Source organism: Gordonia sp. UBA7860 (assembly GCF_002500165.1).
GTDB lineage: Bacteria > Actinomycetota > Actinomycetes > Mycobacteriales > Mycobacteriaceae > Gordonia > Gordonia sputi.
This window is the reverse complement of sequence record NZ_DLSO01000120.1, coordinates 22,220-45,599: the sequence shown is the minus strand read 5'-3', so window position 1 is coordinate 45,599 and position 23,380 is coordinate 22,220. Positions and strand designations below refer to the sequence as shown.

General features: G+C 65.8%; 17 protein-coding genes (1 of these 17 only partly in view). 11 read left to right on the top strand and 6 right to left on the bottom strand.

The window, feature by feature from the left end; genetic code table 11:
- From B3T59_RS14900 to B3T59_RS14870, 7 genes are all read left to right on the top strand, one after another.
- Positions 1 to 3,886: non-ribosomal peptide synthetase (locus B3T59_RS14900; protein WP_287004017.1), on the top strand; the 3,886-nt coding region annotated here is incomplete at its 5' end.
- 13 nt (positions 3,887 to 3,899) lie between these two features.
- On the top strand, positions 3,900 to 4,145 hold the full coding sequence (locus tag B3T59_RS14895; RefSeq protein WP_005208412.1) for an MbtH family protein: 246 nt from the start codon (positions 3,900 to 3,902) through the stop codon (positions 4,143 to 4,145).
- A complete protein-coding gene (locus tag B3T59_RS14890; protein WP_064868189.1) occupies positions 4,138 to 5,241 on the top strand; it encodes an ABC transporter ATP-binding protein in 1,104 nt (367 codons plus the stop codon). Before B3T59_RS14895 ends, B3T59_RS14890 begins: the two co-directional genes overlap by 8 nt.
- The gene (locus B3T59_RS14885; RefSeq protein WP_005208414.1) at positions 5,231 to 6,013 is read left to right on the top strand and encodes an ABC transporter permease; all 783 of its coding nucleotides are present in this window, start codon (positions 5,231 to 5,233) and stop codon (positions 6,011 to 6,013) included. The genes B3T59_RS14890 and B3T59_RS14885 overlap by 11 nt, the downstream gene beginning before the upstream one ends.
- Before the next feature lie 47 nt (positions 6,014 to 6,060).
- Entirely contained in the window at positions 6,061 to 6,720 is a 660-nt protein-coding gene (sigK, locus tag B3T59_RS14880) for an ECF RNA polymerase sigma factor SigK (protein ID WP_197500840.1), read from the top strand.
- Complete coding sequence (locus tag B3T59_RS14875) at positions 6,713 to 7,540, top strand: anti-sigma factor (RefSeq protein ID WP_064868191.1); 828 nt, start codon at positions 6,713 to 6,715, stop codon at positions 7,538 to 7,540. Before sigK ends, B3T59_RS14875 begins: the two co-directional genes overlap by 8 nt.
- Before the next feature lie 78 nt (positions 7,541 to 7,618).
- A complete protein-coding gene (locus B3T59_RS14870) occupies positions 7,619 to 8,611 on the top strand; it encodes an alpha/beta hydrolase (RefSeq protein WP_005208417.1) in 993 nt (330 codons plus the stop codon).
- Between the two features lie 4 nt (positions 8,612 to 8,615).
- Here the strand turns inward: B3T59_RS14870 and B3T59_RS14865 are convergent, their stop codons facing one another.
- On the bottom strand, positions 8,616 to 8,948 hold the full coding sequence (locus tag B3T59_RS14865) for a LuxR C-terminal-related transcriptional regulator (RefSeq protein WP_051994091.1): 333 nt from the start codon (positions 8,946 to 8,948) through the stop codon (positions 8,616 to 8,618).
- A 413-nt stretch (positions 8,949 to 9,361) separates the two neighbouring features.
- On the opposite strand from B3T59_RS14865, the gene B3T59_RS14860 reads away from it, so the two are divergent.
- Together B3T59_RS14860 and B3T59_RS14855 are read left to right on the top strand one after the other, a co-directional pair.
- The gene (locus B3T59_RS14860) at positions 9,362 to 10,108 is read left to right on the top strand and encodes an acetoacetate decarboxylase family protein (RefSeq protein WP_287004011.1); all 747 of its coding nucleotides are present in this window, start codon (positions 9,362 to 9,364) and stop codon (positions 10,106 to 10,108) included.
- Between the two features lie 135 nt (positions 10,109 to 10,243).
- Entirely contained in the window at positions 10,244 to 11,257 is a 1,014-nt protein-coding gene (locus tag B3T59_RS14855) for a pirin family protein (protein ID WP_287004009.1), read from the top strand.
- Positions 11,258 to 11,301: 44 nt separating this feature from the next.
- Here the strand turns inward: B3T59_RS14855 and B3T59_RS14850 are convergent, their stop codons facing one another.
- Entirely contained in the window at positions 11,302 to 11,967 is a 666-nt protein-coding gene (locus B3T59_RS14850) for an FMN reductase (protein WP_287004007.1), read from the bottom strand.
- Positions 11,964 to 13,067, bottom strand: coding sequence for an LLM class flavin-dependent oxidoreductase (locus B3T59_RS14845; RefSeq protein WP_064868201.1), 1,104 nt, complete (start codon positions 13,065 to 13,067; stop codon positions 11,964 to 11,966). The genes B3T59_RS14850 and B3T59_RS14845 overlap by 4 nt, the downstream gene beginning before the upstream one ends.
- Before the next feature lie 189 nt (positions 13,068 to 13,256).
- Here B3T59_RS14845 and B3T59_RS14840 point away from each other — a divergent pair, with 189 nt between their 5' ends.
- Positions 13,257 to 13,763, top strand: coding sequence for a DUF4878 domain-containing protein (locus B3T59_RS14840; RefSeq protein WP_287004005.1), 507 nt, complete (start codon positions 13,257 to 13,259; stop codon positions 13,761 to 13,763).
- Between the two features lie 385 nt (positions 13,764 to 14,148).
- Positions 14,149 to 14,535: a hypothetical protein gene (locus tag B3T59_RS14835; protein WP_287004003.1), complete on the top strand. Its 387-nt coding sequence runs from the start codon at positions 14,149 to 14,151 to the stop codon at positions 14,533 to 14,535.
- 99 nt (positions 14,536 to 14,634) lie between these two features.
- On the opposite strand, the gene B3T59_RS14830 is transcribed toward B3T59_RS14835, so the two are convergent.
- The 3 genes from B3T59_RS14830 to B3T59_RS14820 all read right to left on the bottom strand — a co-directional run.
- Positions 14,635 to 14,940, bottom strand: coding sequence for a hypothetical protein (locus B3T59_RS14830; RefSeq protein ID WP_287004001.1), 306 nt, complete (start codon positions 14,938 to 14,940; stop codon positions 14,635 to 14,637).
- Positions 14,941 to 15,182: 242 nt separating this feature from the next.
- Positions 15,183 to 15,440, bottom strand: coding sequence for an MbtH family protein (locus tag B3T59_RS14825; RefSeq protein ID WP_064868209.1), 258 nt, complete (start codon positions 15,438 to 15,440; stop codon positions 15,183 to 15,185).
- Positions 15,441 to 15,716: 276 nt separating this feature from the next.
- Positions 15,717 to 23,380: part of a non-ribosomal peptide synthase/polyketide synthase coding region (locus tag B3T59_RS14820; RefSeq protein ID WP_287003997.1), annotated on the bottom strand (this coding region is incomplete at its 5' end). The annotated region continues 22,219 nt past the right edge of the window; the window shows 7,664 of its 29,883 annotated nt.

The following is a 23,380-nucleotide window of genomic DNA, read 5'->3' as shown; positions in this document are numbered from 1 at the left end:
CGCGTCGGCGTTGATCGAGCACCTGTGCACCACCCCGATCGACATCTCGGCGCAGCCGGGGATACGCGCACACCTCCTGACGCGGATCTCGCAGGGCACCACGGGTGAGCACATCCTCGTCCTCCTCATCCACCATGCCGCGGCCGACGGGGCGTCGCTGCCGATTCTGATCGACGACCTCGCCACGGCCTACTCCGAGAGGCTGGGCGGCCGTGACACCATCTGGGAGGCTTCGGCTTTCGACTATCGCGACTATGCGGCGATCGTCACCGGGGCCGACCGTCGAACTGACGCGGAGGACAATCTCGCCTACTGGACAAACCTGCTCGCCGGCGCACCCGCCGACTGCGCACCCAAGCCGACCCGAACCGCACCAACTCGGGCCGACGCACCCGAGGGTTCACCGTCACTGGCCGGTTCGGTATCGATCCCACTCGACGACGCGCTGCGCAACGCTGTGATCGACTGCGCACGAACCTATTCGACCACCCCGTTCACCCTGCTCCACGCCGGGCTCGCCACCCTCCTGCACCGACTCGGAGTGGGCGACGACGTGGTGATCGGCACGCCAGTGGCGAATCGGGACGTCCCCGAACTCGCCGATACCTCCGACACCGACCTCACCCGCGTCGTCGGAATGTTCGTCAACACCCTCGCTCTGCGCACACGGCTCGACGGCACCGAGCCCGTTCGCGATCTTCTCGCGCGGGTACGAGACGACGATCTCGATGCGCTCGACCATCGCGACGTGCCCTTCGACGACGTCGTTGCCGCGGTCAACCCCGACCGGTCGGTCGGCGGGCATCCACTCTTCGAGGTCGCACTCTCTGTCCACGACTACGGGGCAGACGTCGCGCACAGCCAGGTCGAGCTGGCGCCGGGATTACATGGGGAGATCGACGAGATCGGCTCCGCACAGGCAAAATTCGGTCTCCAGTTCACGGTGGCGCACCTGCACTCCCCCGACGCCACCCTCGAGGTGACATTCGCCGCCGACCGGTACGACGACCGCGACGCCCACGATCTCGCTGTCAGATTCCTGCGGGTGGTTCGTGCGATCACCACCGACACCAAGCGGGCTGTCGGCGATATCCGCATCACCGATCCCCTCGAGGTGGCCGACGTCGCCCCCGCGCGCGGACCGCGCAGCGGCGAACCGATGACGTTCGGCGAGATTCTCGATGACGCCGTGTCACGCAACCCCGACGGCATCGCCGCCACCGACGGCGACACCTACATCACCTACCGCGAGCTCGACGCACGAGCGCACCGACTCGCACGACTGCTTCTGGCGAGCGGCGTCAGGGACTCTGATTCCGTGGCAGAACCTGTCGTGGCCATGGCCATTCCGCGGTCGATCGAAGCGCTGGTCGCCATCTGGGCGATCGTGCGAACCGGCGCCGCCTACGTTCCCGTCGATCCGACGTATCCGCCCGAGCGGATCGCGCACATGCTCACCGACAGTGGTGCGCAGCTCGTGGTGACCGACTCGGCAACCCGTGAGCGCATCCCGTCGTCGACCACACCGGTGATCGTCGTCGACGAGCAGCCCGTACTCGACCGGCTCACACAGACGTCGGCAGCGCCGCTCACCGATGCCGAGGCGACCCCCGCAGGCATCGATCAGTTGGCCTACATCATCTACACCTCTGGCTCGACCGGACGCCCGAAAGGCGTTCTGGTACCACACTCCGGGTTGCGCGCGGTGCGAGATGAGTTGCAAGCGCGGATGACACCACACGTAGGCTCACGGGTTCTGCATTTCGCGTCACCGAGCTTCGACGCCTCGGTGCTCGAATTCCTGCTCGCCGCAGCGGGATCGGCGTGCCTGGTCATTGCTCCCACTGATGTCTTCGGCGGTAAACCGTTGGCGCAGTTCCTCACTCGAACCGGGGTCACCCACGCATTCATCACGCCCGCCGCGGTGGCGAGCATGTCGCCGACCGACGCCCCGACGCTGAAGTGCCTGGCAATCGGCGGCGAGGCCTATGGAGCAGATCTCGCGCGACGGTGGTCGGCGGGGCGTCGGATCATGAATGTCTACGGCCCCACCGAGACCACGGTGATCACCACCTCCAGCGACCCGCTGCGCGCACACGACGAATTGACCATGGGCACACCGAACAACGGTGTGAGCGCACTCGTCCTCGATGCGCGGCTGCATCCGGTACCCGCAGGTGTTGTGGGCGAGTTGTATCTGATCGGATCGCAGGTGACTCGCGGCTACCACCGTCGCCCCGCCCTCACGGCCACCCGGTACCTGCCGGTCCCGATGGTCGCAGGCGACGAGTTCGCGGGTCACCGCATGTACCGCACGGGAGACCTCGTCCGGTGGACGCGCGACGGGCGACTGTCCTACGTCGCACGGAGCGACGGTCAGGTACAGATCCGGGGCTTCCGCGTCGAACTCGGCGAAATCGACGACGCCCTGACCGCCGACCCGCGTGTCGATTTCGCGGTCACCGTGGTCGTTGGCCCCGACCAGCGCGACTCCACGTCGACGCAGGGCGGTTCCACGCTGCACAGCTACGTGACGCTCACCGAACGAGCCGCCTTCGTCGACAACTCGCAACGAAGCGCTCTCGGCGACGACCTGCGGGGTCTTCTGCGACAACGTCTTCCGCGCCACATGGTGCCCGCGACGGTCACGATCCTCGACGAGATCCCGCTGACCCCGGTCGGCAAGCTCGACCGCGCGGCACTCCCTGCGCCGGAGATCACACGACGCGGCCGCGCCCCGCTCCCCGGCACCGAGAAGACCATCGCGGCCATCTTCGTCGAGGTGCTCGGATTGCCGGACGATGAGATCGCGGCAGACGCAAGCTTCTTCGACCTCGGCGGAAACTCGCTACAGGCAACGACTCTCACCGATCGTCTGTCGAGCGCTCTCGGAGTCGAAATCCGCGCACATCAGGTGTTCGCGGCACCCACCGTCGCAGAACTCGCGGCCCAGATCGACCCCGCGTCACACGAGCTGGACAGCACCGAAGGCTCCCGCTCCGCCTGGGAGGTACTCATCCCGCTGCGGTCGACACCGCGCGAGTCCGCATCGGCGACTGCGCCGCTGTTCGTCGTACATCCGGCGATCGGACTCTCGTGGGCATTCGCGTCGCTTCTCCCCCACCTGGAACCCGACCGTCCCGTCTACGGACTCCAACACCCCTCGCTGTCCGGGCAACCTGCCCCGTCGTCCCTTGGCGAGCTCGCCGCCTACTACGCGGAGCAGATCCAGTCGGTTGCGCCCACCGGGCCGTACCACCTGCTCGGTTGGTCACTCGGCGGGATCATCGCCCAGGAGATCGCGGTGATCCTCCAGGGAAGCGGAGAAGAGGTCGGCGATCTGACGATCCTCGACTCGTACGTCCTCTCCGACCGCCCCGACCTCGTCACCGAACCCTCCATCGGTGAGCTCATGATCGAATTCGGCATCACCGCAACCGATTCCGTCACCGCCGATCCCACCGCATCGCCCGATGTCGACGACGCCTGGCACGCGGTGCGGGCGGCGGGCGGGATGCTCGCGGGGCTGTCGAGAGCCGAATTCGGCACGGTGCACCGCGTTTTCGAGCAGGCAGGCTCCCTCGCCAATCCGTGGCGCCCGCGAGTGTTCCACGGAGACATCACCTTCGTCTCCGCCACCAGGGCATCACAGCCGGGAGCGCGAGCCGTCGACGGATGGCGTCCCTACGTCGACGGGTACATCCGCAACATCGACGTCGACTGCACGCACGCACGAATGCTGCTGCCGGACAACGTGGCCGATTTCGCTTACGCCCTCTCGCCACCACCGCGTCGATCAGCGCGGCATCGCAGAGACGACGCCGCAACGACGTCCCATCGATGGCGCTACACCAGTCGCGTCACGCCAACCGAAGACATCAACTGAGGAGGAATCACTCATGACCAATCCGTTCGACGACGTCAATGGCGTCTTCCTGGTGCTGGTCAACCACGAGAACCAACACTCGCTGTGGCCCCAGTTCGCGCCTGTCCCCGCAGGCTGGCGTCGGGTGCACGGGCCGTCCGACCACGACGACTGCCTGCGCTACGTCGACGAGAACTGGACCGACCTACGGCCGAAGAGCCTCATCGAAGCAATGGAAGGGAGTACGCGTGCCGACCACAGGACGACACAGGATGACTGAACCCATCAACATGGCTGAACCCATCAACATGACTGGGCCCATCGACGCGGATACGCCAGACACGGCCACACGCAACGCACTCGAGATCCGCGGTGTACGAAAGGTATTCACCTCCGGCCTGCTGCGCCGCGGGCGCGCCGTGATCGCCGTGGAGGATCTCGACCTCACCATCCCGGCAGGCACCGTGCACGCGCTGCTCGGGCCCAACGGTGCGGGCAAGACCACCACCGTTCGCATGGTGGCGACCCTGCTGCGCCCCGATGCCGGCACGGTGACCGTCTCCGGGATCGACGCGCTGCGCGAACCCGACCGGGCGCGTGAAATCATCGGTGTCTCAGGGCAGTACGCCGCCGTGGACGGCACGCTCACCGGCTTCGAGAACCTGCGCATGGTGGCCCAGCTCTACGGCCATCGTCGACGCGACGCGTCGGCCCTTGCGCGCGACATGATCGCCGAACTCGGACTCGACGATGCCGCCGACCGACCGATGCGCACCTACTCGGGCGGCATGCGGCGGCGACTCGACCTCGCGGGAGCACTCATCAACCACCCGCGACTCGTCATCCTCGACGAACCGACCACCGGACTCGACCCACGCGGTCGACGCCAGATCTGGGACCTGATCGCCGCGCAGGTGGATGCGGGAACCACCGTCTTGCTGACCACCCAGTACCTCGAGGAAGCCGACACGCTTGCCGACGAGATCACCGTCATCGACCACGGACGAATCCGCGCGCAGGGTAGTGCAGACGAGCTCAAGAACTCGATCACCCCGGAAATCCTCAGTGTCGAGTTCGAAGGTGAGCACACCGTCTCCGAATCCGCTGTCGTCGCACGAACATTGGCGGCGATCGGCGTCGGAAACCCGCATCGGTCGGAAACAGGGACATGGACGGTGCCGGTCGCCGACGGCGCCGCCGACATCCCGGATGCCATCCGCGCGCTCGACGCGGGAGGCACACCTGCACGCAGCGTCTCCGTCGCCGGACCGACACTCGACGACGTGTTCCTTCAGCTGACCGAGCACGCAGTCGACGACGACACGAGCGCTACGACGACGCGCCTCGACACACGGGAGCCCGCCGATGTTCACTGACACCGCAGTCCTCGTCGAGCGCAATCTGCTCACTGTGCGACGTATCCCCACCCTGCTCGTCAGCGCGACCATTCAGCCGCTGATGTTCGTGTTCCTCTTCGCCTATGTCTTCGGCGCGACCTTCGGAGGACACTCCTACCGCGAGTACCTGATGGCCGGGATCTTCACGCAGACTGTTGTTTTCAACGCGGCGTTCACCACGGTTGGACTCGCCAACGACATGTCCGACGGAATCATCGACCGGCTGCGCTCGCTGCCCATGTCACGACTGGCAGTCATCGCAGGCCGAGTGGGCTCCGACATGCTGCTCGGCCTCGTCGGACTCACGGTCATGGTAATCAGCGGCCTCGTCATCGGCTGGCGGGTCCACGGCTCGCTCGCCGACGCGGCAATCGCATTCGGGGTGATCATCGTGTTCGCGCTCGCGATGGCATGGGTCGGTGCGGTCACCGGACTGATCGCACCCAATGTCGAAGTGGCGCAAAGCATCGGATTCTTGTGGATGTTTCCGGTGACCTTCCTGTCGTCGGCCTTCATCTCCGCGGCAAGCCTGCCGGGGCCGCTTCGGACGATCGCCGAGTGGAATCCGGTGACAGCCGTCGCCACCACGAGTCGCGATCACCTCGGCAACGGCGCGCCGTCGAACTTCGTGCCACCGTCCGGGTGGGTCGCCGACCACGCGCTCGCCTACTCGATCGGCTGGAGCGTGGCGATCCTGGCGGTGTGCATGCCGTTGTCGCTGATGCTCTATCGGCGCGCGGCAAGCAGATGAGTCATCGGCCCGATGGGCGCGCCGATGTCGATCCGACACGACGCCGTATGGACCGAACCGCCACACCCGAGCTCGGGCGTGGCTACGGTGGTGGAGTGACATCGGGCCACGCAGCGACGGGAGACGACGACCGCCCCGCAGGCTCGACGTCGGAAGCCAGCACCCTTCGTGATCTGTTGACCGCCTCTTCCGGCGGCGACCGCGCTGCATTTTCTCAGCTCTACGACCTCACCAGCGCGCGCATCTACGGCCTCGCCCTGCGGGTGATCCGTGACGTGCACTACGCCGAGGAGATCGTACAGGAGTCGTACCTGCAGTACTGGCAGAAGGCCGACCAGTATCAGCCGTCGCGCGGCTCGGTGATCACGTGGATGATGACGATCGCGCACCGGCGCGCCGTCGACCGTGTCCGCACCGAAGAACTCCAGCAGCGCAAAGCCGCCGAGTACGGCGCAGGCAACGCGAGCACCCCGCACCCGATCCCGCTCGAGGTGGTCGTCGACCGCGAGGAGACCCGCACCCTGCACACGTGCCTCGATCGGCTGACAGAGCTTCAGCGCGCCAGCATCGAGATGTCGTACTTCAACGGCATGACCTACCCCGAGGTCGCCGCGGTCATGTCCACTCCGCTGCCGACCATCAAATCCCGCATCCGCGACGGCCTCCGACGGCTCAAGAAATGTCTGCACGGAGAAGCCGATGGCTGACACCGACTGGCTCGACGACCACGTCGAGCTGTACGCCATCGACGCGCTGACGCCCGCCGAGACCGAACGCGTGCGCCGCGAACTCGACGACCTCAGCGCCGTCGAACTCCGGATCTACCTCGCACGCATCACCGACATCCAGTCGGCCATCACCGACCTCGCGAGTGGATTCGCGCTCGCCGCGCCCGCCGAACTGCGCGCGACGGTCCTCGACCGCGCATTCAGCGCCGACACCGAAACCACAGGCGTCTCCGACACAGATCAGCGGGGCGTCTCCGACACCGAACAACAGCGCGCCTCCGAGAGTGACTCAGAGCCGTCGACCGTCGTCCCGATCGACCGTGCGCGCAGCAGGCGCGGGCGCGTGGCGCTCGCGGTCGGCGCCGCGGCGGTCGCGCTGGCCGTCGCACTGGGTGCGGGTGTACTCATCGGGCGCACCACAGCGCCGGAGCAGACACCGTCGTCGACCACCGCCCAACAGGTGTCCGACATTCTCGCCGCACCGGACGCGCGGTCGACGGTTTCGTCGCTCGCCGACAATCGGGGCACCATCACCGTCGTGAGTTCGAAGTCGGCGAACCGCGCCGTAGCCGTGGTGCGTGACCAGCGCAATCCCATCGCCGCGGACCAGACGTTCCAGTTGTGGCTGATCGGCAAAGCAGCCACGCCGGTGTCGGCGGGCCTCGTCGCGGGTACCGGCTCCGCTGCCCCGCACGTGATCGATTCGCTCGACGACTCGTCCGTGCTCGCGGTGACCATCGAGCCACAGGGTGGATCGCCTCAACCGACGACAGATATCCTGACGCAGGTCGCGCTGTAGCCGCGACGCACGGCTACGGGGTGGAGATCGCCGAGAGGGCGGCCTCGGAGAAGTCCCGAGTGATCGCAGGAGTGAACAATGCGTCGACAACACCTGATCTGGCTGACCCTTGGGCTCATGCTGGCCGCGTTCCTCGGGGCGACAGCACCCGCACAGGCGGCGCCGACGTCGAGCATCGTCAGTTCCACCGACGATTCACCCCAGCAGGTGACGCTGATGGTGCACTCGGCGTCGATGGATCGAATCGTCCCGGTCACGGTGTTGACCCCGAAGAACCGCACCCGTGCGGCACCGACGCTGTACCTGCTCAACGGTGCAGGCGGTGGCGAGGATTCGGCCACCTGGGATGCCCGCACCGACTACAAGAAGTTCTTCGCCGACAAGAACGTGTATGTCGTGACCCCGATCGGCGGTGCGTTCTCGTACTACACCGATTGGCAACGCGACGACCCGGTCCTCGGCCGCAACAAGTGGCAGACGTTCCTCACCAAAGAGCTGCCACCACTGATCGGCAAGCGCTTCCCGACCACGGGAAAGGTTGCTGCAGCGGGCATCTCGATGGCCGGGACCACGGTGTTCAACCTCGCGCTCGCTGCCCCCGGTCTGTACCGCTCGATTGCCGCGTTCAGCGGCTGCGCGCGCACCAGCGACCCGGTCGGGCAGCAATACATCCGCTTCGTCGTCGAGAACCGCGGCGGAGGCAACATGGTCAATATGTGGGGACCGCTGAACGGACCCGGCTGGCGGGCCAACGATCCCTATCTCAACGCGGCGAAGCTACGCGGCACCAGGGTCTATATGACCGCGGGCACCGGGCTTCCCGGCAAGCACGAACGCCTGTCCGATCCGTCGATCGACGGCGACGGGCTGGTACTGGCGAACCAGGCTCTGCTCGGCGGCGCGATCGAGTTCGGCATCGATCAGTGCACACGCCAGATGGCGACGCGCCTCGCTCAGCTCGGCATTCCCGCCAAGGTCAATCTGCGTCCCGCCGGAAGCCACTCATGGGGCTACTGGCAGGACGACCTGCACCAGACCTGGCCGTCTCTCGCCCGCGACATCGGGGCGTGAGACCTCACCAGCGGTCGAGGCTGGTGTAGCCGTCCTGCAGAGCGCGAGCCAGCAGGTGCGTCTTCGTCGGGGCGGGGCGACCCGCGGCCGTGTACTTCGTGCGAATGCGCGCGAGGTGGGTGCTCACGGTCGAGGCTGAAATGAACAGCGTCGCCGCGGCGTCCTCTTTTGATTCCGCACGCAGCCAGGTCAACAACACCTCGACCTCGCGGCGCGACAGCATCGGCCGACGTGCCACGGCGGCGTCATGGCCGTGGCGGTAGTCGTCCATCCGGGCGATCTGGGCGGAGCCGAATGAATTCGACGCCGCGCCGCGATCTGCGACAACAGGGGACACAGGCACGGGCGATGGCGCCCCGAGGGCACCCCCGGTCTCTGTTACTACGGTCACCGTTACGTCCTTACATCATGTCGTTACGACAGCGATCCCCAACACTCAGCAAATAGTAAGGATTAGGTCTGACATGTCGGTAGTCCCCTAAATGGGGCCTTTGTTGCATTCGCAAGAATCGGCGCCGAAAGCCGCACGCTAAATGTGTGTCCCATCGATAGATGTGGGCGCTGCAGCAGCCACATCTATCGATAAGACACACATTCAGACCGGGAGAGCAGACGGTATGCCAAACTAGAACACGTTCTTGTTTGTTCGTCGCGGCACGCTCGGGCGGCCACGTCACCAGAAGGCCGTCGCCGAGTGTCGCCGCCCGAATACGTCGCCGCCCGAATACATCACTGTCAGAAAGGGGCCTCATGCCCTCCCCGTCGACCCACACCGTCGCAGGTACCACGCTCACGATGCCCGTCGAGGTCAGAGATGCGCGGTGCATCGCTGCGGGATTCACCGCCGACGTCGACGCGATGGCGAGAACCATAGCGGCGTCGGGTGCCTCTCCGCTTCGTCCGCTGCGGATACGCCCGGGCCGCGGCATGGTGATGCTGGTGTTCGTCGACTACGTCGACGGAGATCTCGGCCCGTACAACGAGTTCGGGGTATGCCTGCTCGTCGAGAATCCGGCTGCGCCCGCGTCGCCGCTCAGCGCGCTCGGCTCTGTGGTGCGCGGCGATGCGCACGCGCTGATCCATCGACTCCCCGTCGACGGTGAGTTCACCCGACAGGCTGGACGTGGGATTTGGGGCTTTCCCAAGTTTCTCGCCGATTTCGACGTCGACCACGATGGCTCGCGTAAGCGCGGCAGTGTGTCGGAGGACGGACGGCTCATCGCTGCCCTCGAGACCGCACCGGGCCTGCCGGTCCCCGCGGCTCCGGGAGATGCGGGACTCACCGCCTACTCGTGCCTCGACGGAAAGCTGCGCTCGATACCGTGGCGACTCGGATCGCTGAGCGGCGTCCGGGCCCGGATCGGCGGCGCAACCCTCACGCTCGGCGGACACCCGATCGCGGACGAACTACGCGGCCTGAAGTTGGCCCGGCACGCCGCCATGACGATGTCGGTGGGACACCTGGCCATGACGTTCGACGACGCCACCGATCTCTGAGATCGCGCCGCGGACCGCTCGCCGATCGCACCGCGCACGCGTCGTCGACCCGACTGTTCCTAGACTGGCGTCATCAGCCCCAGAAGCCGAATAGCACAAGAGCCGATTAGCACAGAAGCCGAAAGGCGTGACGCCATGAGCAACCTCGAAGCACATCCGGCCGAAATCGACTGTCAGACCGAGGTCGAGAACGCCGACCCCGATCACAACGGATCGCTGCGGGTCGAGGTGCTCACCGCGCGCGACGTACCGCTCGGCGGCCCGCGTGCCATGACCGTGCACCGCACCCTGCCGCAGCGGGAGCGATCGCTGATCGGAGCGTGGTGTTTCGCCGACCATTACGGACCCGACGGCGTCTCGGCCACCGGCGGCATGGATGTGCCTCCGCATCCGCACATCGGATTGCAAACGGTCAGTTGGCTTTTCACCGGTGAGATCGAGCATCGGGACACGATGGGCAATCATGCGATGGTGCGTCCGGGCGAACTGAACCTGATGACCTCGGGCCATGGCATCGCCCATACCGAGGTCTCCACCCCCGACACCTCGGTCCTACACGGCGTGCAGCTGTGGGTCGCGCTCCCTGCAGACGCGGCGAACACCGCGCGCGACTTCGCCCATTACGCACCACCGGCGATCACCGTCGGCGACGTGACGGCACTCGTCTTTCTCGGAACGTTGCTCGGCAGCACGTCGCCGGTCGAGACGTTCACGCCGCTGCTGGGCGCTGAACTGCGCATCCCGCCGGGAGCCGACGGCACCCTCGACGTCAACCCCGGATTCGAACACGGATTCCTCGTCGACTCGGGGCGGGTGGAGATCGTCGATTCGACGGCCGCCGCGCTCGAACGAACCGAACTCGGCTACGTCGGGATCGGCACCGACTCGATCACCCTGGCCAACCGCGGAGACGACGACGCCCGCGTCATCGTGCTCGGAGGCGCCCCGTTCGACGACGACATCATCATGTGGTGGAACTTCGTCGGCCGTAGCCACGAGGAGATCGTCGCCGCGCGCGAGGAGTGGATGGCGCACAGCGAGCGTTTCGGCCAGGTGCAGGGCTATACCGGCGAGGTACAGCACCTGCCCGCCCCCACCCTCCCCGGCACACGACTGCGCGCCCGGGAGAACACTCCCGGGCGCGCATAGGTACTCGTCGCGTCGGATATCGCAACGTCCGACGCACCTACCGGTCAGTTGCCGGCCAGCAGGCGTGCGAAGTTGGCGATCCCCGCCTCCTCGCCCGCATGGGCGCGCCGGTCACCATGATCGGAGTCCGGCGCCTGCGACGTGACCGCCGCCAGACCCGACCCACTCGACAGCAGGGCCGCCAATTGTGTCGCCGCGCGGCGGATTCGGTCGGAGAGCGACGTCGTGTCGCCCGAGGTCGACGCCCAGTCCTCCGACGCCGCGTACACGCCTGTCGGTACCACGACGGTGCGCAGGTAGCCGAACAGCGGGCGCAGCGCGTGGTCGAGGACCATCGAGTGCCGGGGGCTGCCGCCGGTCGCTGCGATGAGTACCGGCTTGCCCTCCATCGCATCGACATCGACAAGATCGAAGAACGACTTGAACAGACCCGAGTACGAGGCGTTGAACACCGGGGTCCCGACAATCAGCGCGTCGGCGTCCTCTACCGACCTGATGGCATCTGCCGCCGATCCCGTCGCGAATCCCGTTGCCAGCGAACGACCGATGTCCACAGCGAGATCGCGCAGATCGATGACCAGGACATCGACATCACGGCCATGCGCCCGCACGGTCGATGCGGTGTCGTCGACGAGCCGGTCGACGAGCATCCTCGTCGACGACGGCTCACTGAGCCCGGCGTTGACGGCGACCAGCTTCACCGCTGTCATACGTTCACCTGAGCTTCCTGCTCGGCGTCGGCGAGCTTGCGCGCAACGAGCGACTGGTGCGTCGGGGCGTCGGGAACATCTGCTGGACGGCCTTCCGCGAATCCCTTGCGGAGTTCGGGAAGTACTGCTCCGAGCTCGTCGAGTTGTTCGAGGACCGTCTTGAGCGGCAGACCCGCGTGGTCGACGAGGAACAACTGGCGCTGGTAGTCGCCGAAGGTCTCCCGGAACGAGAGCGTGCGGTCGACGAACTCCTGCGGGCTGCCAACGGTCAGCGGCGTCTCGCGGGTGAAGTCCTCCAAGGAGGGGCCGTGTCCGTACACGGGCGCGTTGTCGAAGTAGGGGCGGAACTCGTTGACGGCGTCCTGCGAGTTCTTCCGGATGAAGAACTGACCACCGAGTCCGACGATCGCCTGGCTCGCCTTTCCGTGACCGTAGTGCTCATAGCGCTGCCGGTAGATGTCGATCAGTCGCTTGGAGTGCTCGGCGGGCCAGAAGATGTGGTTGGCAAAGAAGCCGTCACCGTAGTACGCGGCCTGCTCGGCGATCTCCGGGCTGCGGATCGACCCGTGCCATACGAAGGGCGCGACGTCGTCGAGCGGACGCGGTGTCGAGGTGAACGACTGCAGCGGGGTACGGAACTTGCCCTCCCAGTCGACGACGTCCTCGGTCCAGAGGCGGTGCAGGAGGTGGTAGTTCTCGATCGCCAGCGGGATGCCCTGGCGGATGTCCTTGCCGAACCACGGATACACCGGGCCGGTGTTGCCGCGACCGAGCATCAGGTCGACGCGACCGTCGGCGAGGTGCTGCAGCATCGCGAAGTCCTCGGCGATCTTGACCGGATCATTGGTGGTGATCAGGGTCGTCGCGGTCGACAGCTGCAACGTGCTGGTCTGGGCTGCGATGTAGGCCAGCGTCGTCGTCGGCGACGACGAGAAGAACGGCGGATTGTGATGCTCACCGAGGGCATAGACGTCGAGGCCGATGTCCTCGGCCTTCTTGGCGATCGCCACCGATGCCTTGATGCGCTCGTGCTCGCTCGGCTCGACTCCCGTCGTCGGGTCGGCCGTGATGTCGCTGACGGAAAACAGTCCGAACTGCATTGTCATGCCTCCTGGGATGACGGATACGAAACCTTTCACTGGCCATAACCGGACCAAGGTCCGCTTAATTCCCTTGCCGACGGTACCGCACGAATCCTCCCGATGCAGTCCGGAGACCGTGGGTTAGTGTGTCCTTACCAACTACGTCACGAACTACGTCGTCAACCATTCACGTCGTCAGGAGTAGCAATGAAGCTTCGGAAATCTCTCGCAGCAGCCATGATCGCGGGCACTGCACTCGTCGCCGTCGCGGGCTGTTCGGATTCGGACAGCGCCGGCGACACCGTGGCCAGCGCCACGAGCAAGGTCACCGAGGCGACCAGCCAGGCAGCGGCGGCCATCGCAGGCCTGACCAACTCCGACGCCCAGGACATCCTGCGTAAGGCAGTCGACTCGAACACCTCCTCGGAAGATCTCGAGAAGGTCGTGGACACCACCAATCCGGTCACCAAGACCGCAATCCAGGCGTACGCCAAGGGCGCGTCGGCTGCGGGATACGGACCCGATGTCTACACCGTCACAGAGGTCAAGAAGACCGGCGACGACAAGGCCGACGCCAGCGTCGAGGTGAAGAGCCCGCACTCCCCGAACCCGGCCAACATCACGCTCTCGTACGTGAAGGTCGACGGCGACTGGAAACTGTCCGGCGATGCCGTGACCCAGCTCAGCTCGATGATGGGCCAGCACGGGGGCTGATCCCCGACCGCCGGCGAAGCCCGGCCACACGCATGAAACTGCGCCGTCCCACGTACCACCGGGGCGGCGCAGTTGGCATCTGCGGGGCGGTGAGAGTCACCGGCCGGCACCGCCGAGCGGATTCGAGCAGCTGAGATCACCGTGTGGACCTCGGTACACTCGTCGCGAGGAGGGCCGATGCGTACCGAACACCAGACCGCGCCGATTGAACCGACGCTCACGCAGCGCTACGAGCGCTGGCCGTCGTCGAATGATCTCGAGTCGATGACGCCACCTCCGTCATCCGACGCCACTGCATACGACACGGCCACGGGATACGACGCCTCCGCATACGGCAACGCCCTCGCGACACACACCCGGACGCCCACACCGCTCTCCGGTGCCCATGGCGCGAGTACGCGACACGACCAGGGATTCGCCGCTTCCGGAGGTGGGCGACTACTGGGACCTCGCGCACCCCGACCGCGTCGCACTCACTCCCGTGCCCCTCGCGCCGGTACGTCCACTGCCGCAGCGGACCCGACCCGCACCCCTGTCGACCGCGTCGCTGGCGACCGCACTGGCCGCGCTGCCCCTCGTCCCGATACTCGGGATCGGCGGCGTTCTAGGCGTCTTGTCGGTCGCGCTCGGAGCCGCAGGCGTTCGCCAGATCAACCGGAAGCCCGGCTACCACGGCAGCGCACGTGCCATCACCGGGATCGTCCTCGGCACGATCGCCGCATTGATCGGCGTGCCGATTCTGCTGCTGGTGCTGGTGGTTGTCGGCGTCTGAACACGACGCCCGCGCGATTCGCACCGCGATACTCACACCGAGCTCGGCAGTCGGGCACACCGTCGGCGAGGCTGGCCCCGGCCGACGAAGCGGCGTCAGTCACATGGCGACACGGAGATCGCCCGTCGACGGCGGTAGATGCCTACTCAGCCAGCCGACGATCTGATCGATGATCACACCTTGCCGATCAGGATTTCCCACCGACGACAACGACGGCAAGGTGTGCATGATGGCCGCGTAGAACGCCGAGTCACGCGACATTCCGTGCTTGTCCACCACAGCCGCGTACGCCGTGATCGCCTCCCCGAGCGAACCGTAGGTGACGACGTCTCCCGCCACTCGTACAGCCGGTAGCCAGGGCGTCACCTGCGCCCTCGTCTGAATATCACTCAACAATTGGTCCATTTGCCGCTCCCCCACGGAACTCTGTTGTCGCACCATACGGCATCACTTCACCGATCGACTGACTGTGATCAAGCATTCCCTGCTGGTTACGGGTTGAAAACCCGGGAGCCACAACTGTGACGTACAACACACATGGACGTTTGTCCATCGTCCACTCGAATTTAACGTGAGATACGCATGGGATTCTTGAGTGTTGCTGATGCTGCAGTGAAAGCGATGCTCGGACGTTACCTAGTCCACGGTCAGGGCTGATCTCCGGCATCTGCTCCCGACCCATCGGCAGCGGCCTTGTCGGCCTCCATCGCCTCGATCAGACTCTTGGGACGCAGGTCGGTCCAGTTCTTCTCGACGTACTCCAGGCACGCAGCCCTGCTGTCCTCGCCGAACACCTTTGTCCACCCGGCGGGCACATCGGCGAAGGTCGGCCACAGCGAGTGCTGATTCTCGTCGTTGACCAGTACGTAGAAACGGCCGTTCTCATCATCGAATGGATTGGTCATCTCGCATCATCTCCCGGTGTTCTGTCCAACTCGTCTTCTGTGTCTGAAAACGTGTTCTGTGTCTTGGCTCGTTGGTGTCTGGCTCGTTGGTGGTGTCTGGCTCGTTGGTTACGTCGTACGACGGCACTGCCGTCTTGTCGCAGCGAATCCGGCAGCGCCGCATTCGCTGTGGTTGTCACTTGCCCGCCTTACACCCATGGCGTGAAGCGACAGTCGCCCTGAGAACGGGTGGCATCACACTCCCGCGATATTAGGCGACCCTGAGTTACCGGCCGATCACGGGTACTCTCCGTTCTCTCGCGTCGTGTCGTCGGGCACATGTGTACCCAGAGCACTGTCGGGCCTCGGGCCCAGAGCACTGCGCTCGTCCTCATCACGCAGTCGGGCTTCCAACACGGGACCGATCAACGACAGTGCGTGGCGGTCGGTCATCCCCAGGTGAGGAACGTCGACGTCATGATTGTCGATGCCGCCGGTCGCGAATGGCCTCCAGGCTCGGCTGATCGATGCCGGATCCGACTTGCCCTGCAACGCGGTGAACACCGTCATCGGGCCGTCGAATATCCCGGCGTCGTGCTGCGGCGACACTTCTTCGGCGCTCGCGAAACTCTCCATCACCCGATCGATCTGCGCATCGTCGAAGAGCCCGGTGGCCGACAGCTGGGACCTGATCAGTGCGATGACGTCCTCTGGCGCTGCGGCGCCCTGTGCGGGCTCCAGGTCGAAGAGTTCTCGCCATGCTCCCAGCAATTCTGCGACATCGGGAGTCGCCGTCGATCCCTCGCCGGCGGACCCGCTGCCGCCGGCGGACGACTCGTCGTCAACGCTTGCTTCCGGTCGTGCCAAACCGACCGCGGCGTCCATCACAGCCAGGACCCCGACATGCTCCCCGGCTGCGTCCAGCTGGACGGCCATCTCGTGCGCCACGACGCCGCCCAGAGACCAGCCCAGCAGGTGGTAGGGGCCCGACGGCTGGATTCGACGAATCTCGGCAACATACCGGCGAGCCATCGACGTCACGGAGTGTGCCAGCGGTTCGTCGGCGACCACGTGCGGATCCTGAACACCGTAGATCGGACGATCGGTGAGATAGGGAGCCAATCCGCCATAGAACCAGGCAAGTCCGCCTGCGGGGTGGATACAGAACAGCGGGGCTCGCGCGCCCTGTGAACGCAATGCGATGACCACATCGCTGAGCATGCCCACGTCGCCGGGCTCGGCGTCGAGCCTGGCGGCAATGCCCCGCACGGTGGGATCGGCGAACACCCACGACAACTCGACTCGCTGAGCAGTCCGTTCCCGAAGCGCTGCCACCAGACGTGCCGCCGACAGCGAGTTCCCGCCGAGATCGAAGAAATTCTGATCCGCTCCTACACGGTCGACTCCCAGAATCCTGGCGAACACCTCGGCAACGTTGACCTCGCCGATCCCGACCGGGCTCACGAATTCCTGTGCGCTCGAGCCGAAATCGGGCACCGGAAGCCGACTCCGGTCGAGTTTCCCGGAGTTGTTCGTCGGCCACTCGTCGAGGACGACCCACGTCGTCGGGACCATGTAGTTCGGTAGTTCTCGCTCGACCTCAGAGCGGATCGACGCCGTTTCCGGTTGTGCGTCTCCATTACCGGCGAGATAGGCCACCAGATGTGCGTTACCGCGCTCGTCGTCGACGACGGTCACCATCACCTGGGTGATACCGTCGACGGCAGCGATTCTGGCCTCTATCTCGCCCGGTTCGAGGCGTTGACCACGCAACTTCATCTGATGATCGTTGCGACCCAGATACTCCAGCGATCCGTCGCGTCGCCAGCGCACGATGTCGCCGGTACGGTACATCCGCTCACCCCCGCCGAACGGGCTTGCGACATAGCGACTTGAGGTCAGTGCCGGTTGGCTTGCGTACCCCCGCGTCACCGGCCGGCCCGCGACATAGAGTTCACCCGGTACACCCACCGGGCACCGCTGCATACGTTCACCGAGTACGAGCAGACGCGAGTTCCACACGGGTTCACCGATCGGAACACTCATGCCCTCGAGCCGATCTGCCGTCACGATCGCGTCGGTGGCGTTCACCGTCGTCTCGGCCGGGCCATAGCCGTTGACCAGCTTCGCCCCACCACCGATGATGCGTCGAGCGAGATCGGGAGAAATCGCCTCGCCCCCGGTGTCCACGAGTCGCAGGCTCGACAACTGAGAGGGCGCGGCGATCTCGAAAAGCGTCGACAGCAACGCGGGAACAGCCGACACCGACGTGATCCGGTAGCGCTCGATCTGTTCGGCAAGCGCTCCGACGTCGCGGAGTGCTTCGTCGGCGACTACCAGCGCGCACCCGCCGGCCATCGGCGCGACGATGTCGTCGAGGGACCCGTCGAAGACGAAGTCCAACAACCGGAGTCGACGATGCGTGGCGTCATGCCCGACGCGTGATTGCCACCATTGCGCAAAGTTGACGAGATTGCGCTGGGTGACCACCACTCCCTTCGGCGTCCCGGTGGACCCCGAGGTGAACATGACATATGCGGCATTGTCGGGCCGCAGCGTCGACGCGCGGTCGGCGTCGATGATCGGCCCCAGATCAGTGGCTGTGGCGTCGGGCGACGGTTCGTCGAGCACGATGATGTTGTCGAATCCCGCGGCCGCGAACACATCTCGGTCCTCGGCCAAGGTCACCAGGGCGCTCGCGCCGGTCACGGTACGCATGGTCGTCAGTCGTTCGACCGGGAGGTGTGGATCAGCCGGAGAGTAGGCTCCGCCGGACAGTCCGATGGCATACACCGCGATCATCTGGTGCACGCTGTGCCGGATTCCGAGCGAGACGACCTCATCCGGCCCGACCCCCAGACCGATGAGGCGTCGAGCCAACCTACGTGCGTCAACCGCGAGGTCTGCAAAAGTCCACGTGCGTTCGGGCGTGATGATCGCAGGCTCGTCGGCAGAGGCAACGCAACGCCTGTCGATGAGCTCCGCCCAGGTCGACACCCCGGTGTCGACAACCTCTCCCGATTCGGCCGCGGTCACGGCCGACAGGTCTGCCCCCGACAACGCCGCCACGGCGCCAACCGATGTCGTGCTCAGTGCGTCGGCGTTGTCGGCGCTGAGGATCGCACGGACGATGCGCATCCATCGCCTGCCCATGCTCTCCACGGTCGGCCTGTCGAACAGATCGGTCGCGTAATGGAACACTGCGGCAGCGCCGTCGGTGCGTCCATCCGCATCGACAACATCGGCCAGCGTCAGGCCCAGGTCGTGGCGCGTGTACTCCGTTTCGGGTGCCACCGCCTCGATTTGGAGGTCTGCATCGGCACCGGCGGCGGCCTGCGTCGCCGCGCCGCGCGTCGGCCCGCCATGAACTCGGGCCCCGCCGACCGGGTCGAAGTTCTGGTAGGTGAACCCGACCTGGAACAGGGACTCGAACGCCTGTGTGCGCGTCGCGACGAGCTCATCGACCAATACCTCGAACGGAACGTCGCTGTGCGCGAACGCTTCGACGTCGACGCTCCTGACCTGTTCGACAAGGTGTGCGACGTCGTCACTGCTGCGGATGGGCGTCCGCAATACGACGTTGTTGACGAACATACCGACCATGTCGTCGAGCGCCCGGTCACCACGTCCGGCTACCGGGCTACCGATCACCACGTCCACACCGTCGTCATCTCTCGGGCTCGACTGGGCGACGAGGATCGCAAGGCTCAGGTGCCACACCATGAACGGTGTCATCCGATGGCGGCGTGCGAACCGCGTCACGGCCGCCCGCGTCGCCTCGTCGACCTCGACCGCAACGGCGTCGCCGCGCTTACTCGCGATCGGCGGCCTGGGCCTGTCCGTCGCGAGGGGCGTGACCTCGGGTGCGCCGGCGAGTACCCGCGTCCAGTAGTCGAGTTGTCGGGTGAGCAACGAGTCCTGGTCGTCGCGATCCCCGAGCACATTGCGTTGCCAGATCGCGAAATCGGCGTAATCGACGGGCAGCGCCTCGAGGATCGATTCTGCTTGTCCGCTGCGCCGCGCGGCGTACGCCGTGACGAGGTCTCGTTGCAGCGGACCAAGCGAGAACCCATCCGCCGCAATGTGGTGCAGCACGACGACGAGAGTGCACTCGCCGGGCGCGGCCTGCAGGACGGTTACCCGGATCGGTAGATCGGTCGTCACATCGAAACCGCCGCTGATGATCTCAGCACTACGTCGTGACAACTCATCGGGTGAAGCTGCAACGACATCGAACTCCAGGCGCTGCGCTGCGGCTTCCTGGTCGATGACCTGTTGCTGCACAACTCCGTCGACCTGCGGATAGACAGTCCGAAGGGTTGCATGCCGGGCGAGGACGTCGACGAATGCGGCGCGCAGTGCGTCTACATCGAGATGTCCCTTCATCTCCAGCACGAACGGAATGTTGTAGCCGGCGGAGGTCGGATCGATCTGGTTCACCAGCCACATCCGCTGCTGGGCGAACGACAGCGGAATCGTCTCGCCCCTCGCCTGCGGCACGAGCGACGATGCCTCCGCCGAACCCGGTGTCGACCCCGACCACGATGTCGGTGCCACGGCGACAAGTCCGGCGACAGTGGGGTTCTCGAACAGCACCCGCACTCCGACGTGTTCGCCCATCAGTGCCGACAACCGGCCCGCCACGCGCGTCGCCGAGAGTGAGTTACCGCCCATGTCGAAGAACGACTCGGTGACCGACACCTCGTCAACGCCGAGCACATCCGCGAATACGGCTGCGATCGCTTCTTCCCTCTCGTCGCGCGGCGCAACGACGTCACGATCGGGTCCGAAGTCGGGTTCAGGGAGTGCGCGCCGGTCGACCTTGCCGATCGGAGTACGCGGCAGGGAGTCGAGCACTGTGACCGACGCCGGAACCATGTAGGCGGGCAGCAACGCCGACAGTGCGGTACGAATCCGCGTGGCGATGGCTCGGTCATCGCTGCCGTCGGCAGTGCTCTGCTGGAACATGTCGGGGTCGACCGTGACGTATCCGGCGAGCTGAGGGCCGTCGGGGCGCGCGACGTCGATCACACAGGCACCTGTCACACCGTCGATCCGGCTGAATGCCGCCTCGATCTCGCCCAGTTCGATCCGCAGGCCTCGGATCTTGACCTGGAAGTCGGTGCGTCCCAAGTACTCCAGAGCGGTCGACGAGGCCCAGCGAACCCGGTCGCCGGTGCGGTACATACGTGCCCCCGGAGCATCGTAGGGATTGGGCACGAAGCGTTCGGAGGTCTGCGCGGCCCGCTCGACGTATCCGCGCGCGAGACCGTTACCCGCGATGTAGAGCTCGCCCGCGACACCGATCGGGACCGGCCGCAGGTGATCGTCGAGCACCAGAGCGTGAACACCGTCGAGTGGCCCACCGATGGTGATGGGCTCACCGGCGGTCAGCGGGCCGGTGCCCGTGCAGATGATGGTGGTCTCGGTGGGCCCGTACACGTTGTGGAAGCGGGGCGCGGAGTCAGCGGCCGTCCAGCGTCCGACCTCGCCCGGCGCCAATGCCTCGCCGCCGACGAGGATGTCTCGCAACGCCAATCCCTCGGTCACCGGTACCGACGCGGCAACGCTGTTGACCATGAACGCTCCGGTGACCTGCTCACCACGCATCAGATCGCCGAGCGCGGGGCCGCCGTAGACGTCGCTCGGGGCGATCACCAGGGTCCCGCCGTGCGGATAGGTTGCGAGCACTTCCATGAACGCGGCGTCGAACGCTGGTGAACTCACACCGAGCCAGCGAGTTGCGTTGTCGGCACCGAACTTCTCGCGCAGCGCGGTCGCAACGTTACCCACGCCGCGGTGGGTGACCAGCACGCCCTTGGGACGACCGGTCGAACCGGACGTGAAGATCATGTACGCACCGTTGTCGACGTCGAGCCTCGCCCGCCGGTCGGCATCGGTGACCGGAGCCGATGAGTGGTCGCGGAGCGTGGCCGCGAGCGACTCGTCGTCGATACCAATCCATTCCGGAACGATCCAGTTCTCGCCGTCGGGTAGGTCATCGACGACATCCGGTTGCGCCAGACCGATGGTGGCGCCGCTGTCCTCGACAACCATGCGAACGCGATCGCTGGGATACTTCGGGTCGATCGGGCAGAACACCGCGCCTGCCTTGGCCACTGCCCACAGCACCACCTGCAGCACCGCGGAGCGGTCGAATGCACACAGGACAACCGTTTCCGGACCGACGCCTGTGGCGATCAGTTGGCGCGCCAACGCAGAACTCGCCGAGTCGAGCTCGGCGTAGGACATGGCCGCGCCGCGGAAGGTGAGCGCATCACTACCGGGCGTCCGGGCTGCTGTGGCGGTGAACATCTCGGGCAGCGTCTGCGGCGTCGGGCCCTGGTCTCCCCACGCCCGGGCCATGCGATCGGTATCTGCCCGGTCAAGGAGTGTCACGTCGCGCACCGGGGTCGTCGGCGCCTCAGCGATCTGACGCAGAACCTGCAACACAGACGTCGCGAGTGCGTCGACCTGGGTGTCGGTGAACGCCGAGGGCAAGTACTTCAACGTCAGGCGCATGCCCTCGGAATGCGGCGCCACCGCGAGATTGAGCGGATAGTGAGTTGCGTCCCGCCCACTCGCCGCAGTCACCGCCAAGCCGGTCGACGCTGCCTGCGCGGCTGCCGAGGTGTCCACCGGATACGACTCGTACACGGTCAGTGTGTCGAACAGCGTCGACTCTCCGACCGATGCCGCGATGTCGGCCAGGCCGACCTGATGGTGGTCGAGGACAGCCGTTTTCGCGTGCTGGAGTTCGACTGCGAGTGCTGCGAGAGCCTTGTCGTCGGACACCGTCACCACCACGGGCACGGTGTTGATGAACAAACCGACCATCCGCTCGACACCATCGACCTCGGCGGGTCTACCCGACACCGTTTCACCGAACACCACGGTCTGCTGATCCACCATGCGTGACAGCAGAATCGACCAGGCCACCTGGACGATCACCGACATCGTGACATCGTGTTCCCGGGCAACAGCGGTGAGCCCCGCCATGAGTTCGGCGTCGACCTCGACCACGTGATCGGTCGGCTCGGTGCTGTCGGCCGATGGGTTCGGCGCGACCAACGTCGGTCCCTCGATCGGTGCGAGAACACGTTGCCAGGCAGAGAGGGCCGCAGCGTCGTCGCTCCGCCTGAGCCATGCGAGGAACTTCTCGTATCCGGGAGCATCCGGGTCGGTCGCAGGGCGTCCGGTGTGGTAGGCGTGCAGGAGATCGGTGACGACGATCGGACCCGACCACCCATCGAGCAGGATGTGGTGGTTGGTGATGATGAGAACATGCTCGTCAATATCGGTGCGCACGAGCAGGAAACGCATCAGACCAGGGGTCGACATGTCGAACGGAACGCGGAGCTCTCGTGTCGCCAACTCCTCCACACGGTCGTCGGCATTCCCGGCAACTCGGCCGTCGAGATGGACCTCGGTCCACGCCGGACGGACCACCGACGGCACCGCCGCGACAACCGAGCCCGCGGCGGTCCGCACATATGCGCTGCGCAGGATCGCATGCGTCGCGAGCAGTTGGTCGGCCGCGGCGTGCAGTCGATCCACGTCGATCGGACCGTCGAGTTTCAGCATGGCCTGTGTCACGTACACATCCGCCGATTCCGGCGTACCTCCATCACCCTCAGCCATCAACTCGGCTTGGAAGTACAAACCGCGCTGAAGCGGTGACAACGGCCAGATCTGGCACTCGCCGTAGCGGGCGATGATTTCGTCGATTTCCCGCTGGGTGAGGTCTGAGGCGAGGAAGTCCGACGGGCTCCGACCGGGATCGCCACCGGCTGCCACGAAGTCGACGAGGTCGTCGAGTATCTCGATCCAGCGGTGTGCGAGGTCGTCGACCGTTGTCTCGTCGAGCACTGCCTCAGGGAAAGTGAAGCGCGCCTGCAGTTTTCGGACACCGTCTACGACATTGACCGCGGCATTCACCGACAGTTCGGCGGGTGAGACCA

Excerpts from the sequence above, each read along its gene's own strand:
- B3T59_RS14870 (WP_005208417.1), top strand. The coding sequence starts at position 7,619 with ATGCGTCGACAACACCTGATCTGGCTGACCCTTGGGCTCATGCTGGCC.
- B3T59_RS14885 (WP_005208414.1), top strand. The coding sequence starts at position 5,231 with ATGTTCACTGACACCGCAGTCCTCGTCGAGCGCAATCTGCTCACTGTG.
- B3T59_RS14835 (WP_287004003.1), top strand. The coding sequence starts at position 14,149 with ATGGCGCGAGTACGCGACACGACCAGGGATTCGCCGCTTCCGGAGGTG.
- B3T59_RS14830 (WP_287004001.1), bottom strand. The coding sequence starts at position 14,940 with ATGGACCAATTGTTGAGTGATATTCAGACGAGGGCGCAGGTGACGCCC.
- B3T59_RS14860 (WP_287004011.1), top strand. The coding sequence starts at position 9,362 with ATGCCCTCCCCGTCGACCCACACCGTCGCAGGTACCACGCTCACGATG.
- B3T59_RS14895 (WP_005208412.1), top strand. The coding sequence starts at position 3,900 with ATGACCAATCCGTTCGACGACGTCAATGGCGTCTTCCTGGTGCTGGTC.
- B3T59_RS14840 (WP_287004005.1), top strand. The coding sequence starts at position 13,257 with ATGAAGCTTCGGAAATCTCTCGCAGCAGCCATGATCGCGGGCACTGCA.
- B3T59_RS14825 (WP_064868209.1), bottom strand. The coding sequence starts at position 15,440 with ATGACCAATCCATTCGATGATGAGAACGGCCGTTTCTACGTACTGGTC.
- B3T59_RS14890 (WP_064868189.1), top strand. The coding sequence starts at position 4,138 with ATGACTGAACCCATCAACATGGCTGAACCCATCAACATGACTGGGCCC.
- B3T59_RS14855 (WP_287004009.1), top strand. The coding sequence starts at position 10,244 with ATGAGCAACCTCGAAGCACATCCGGCCGAAATCGACTGTCAGACCGAG.
- sigK (WP_197500840.1), top strand. The coding sequence starts at position 6,061 with ATGGACCGAACCGCCACACCCGAGCTCGGGCGTGGCTACGGTGGTGGA.
- B3T59_RS14875 (WP_064868191.1), top strand. The coding sequence starts at position 6,713 with ATGGCTGACACCGACTGGCTCGACGACCACGTCGAGCTGTACGCCATC.
- B3T59_RS14850 (WP_287004007.1), bottom strand. The coding sequence starts at position 11,967 with ATGACAGCGGTGAAGCTGGTCGCCGTCAACGCCGGGCTCAGTGAGCCG.
- B3T59_RS14845 (WP_064868201.1), bottom strand. The coding sequence starts at position 13,067 with ATGCAGTTCGGACTGTTTTCCGTCAGCGACATCACGGCCGACCCGACG.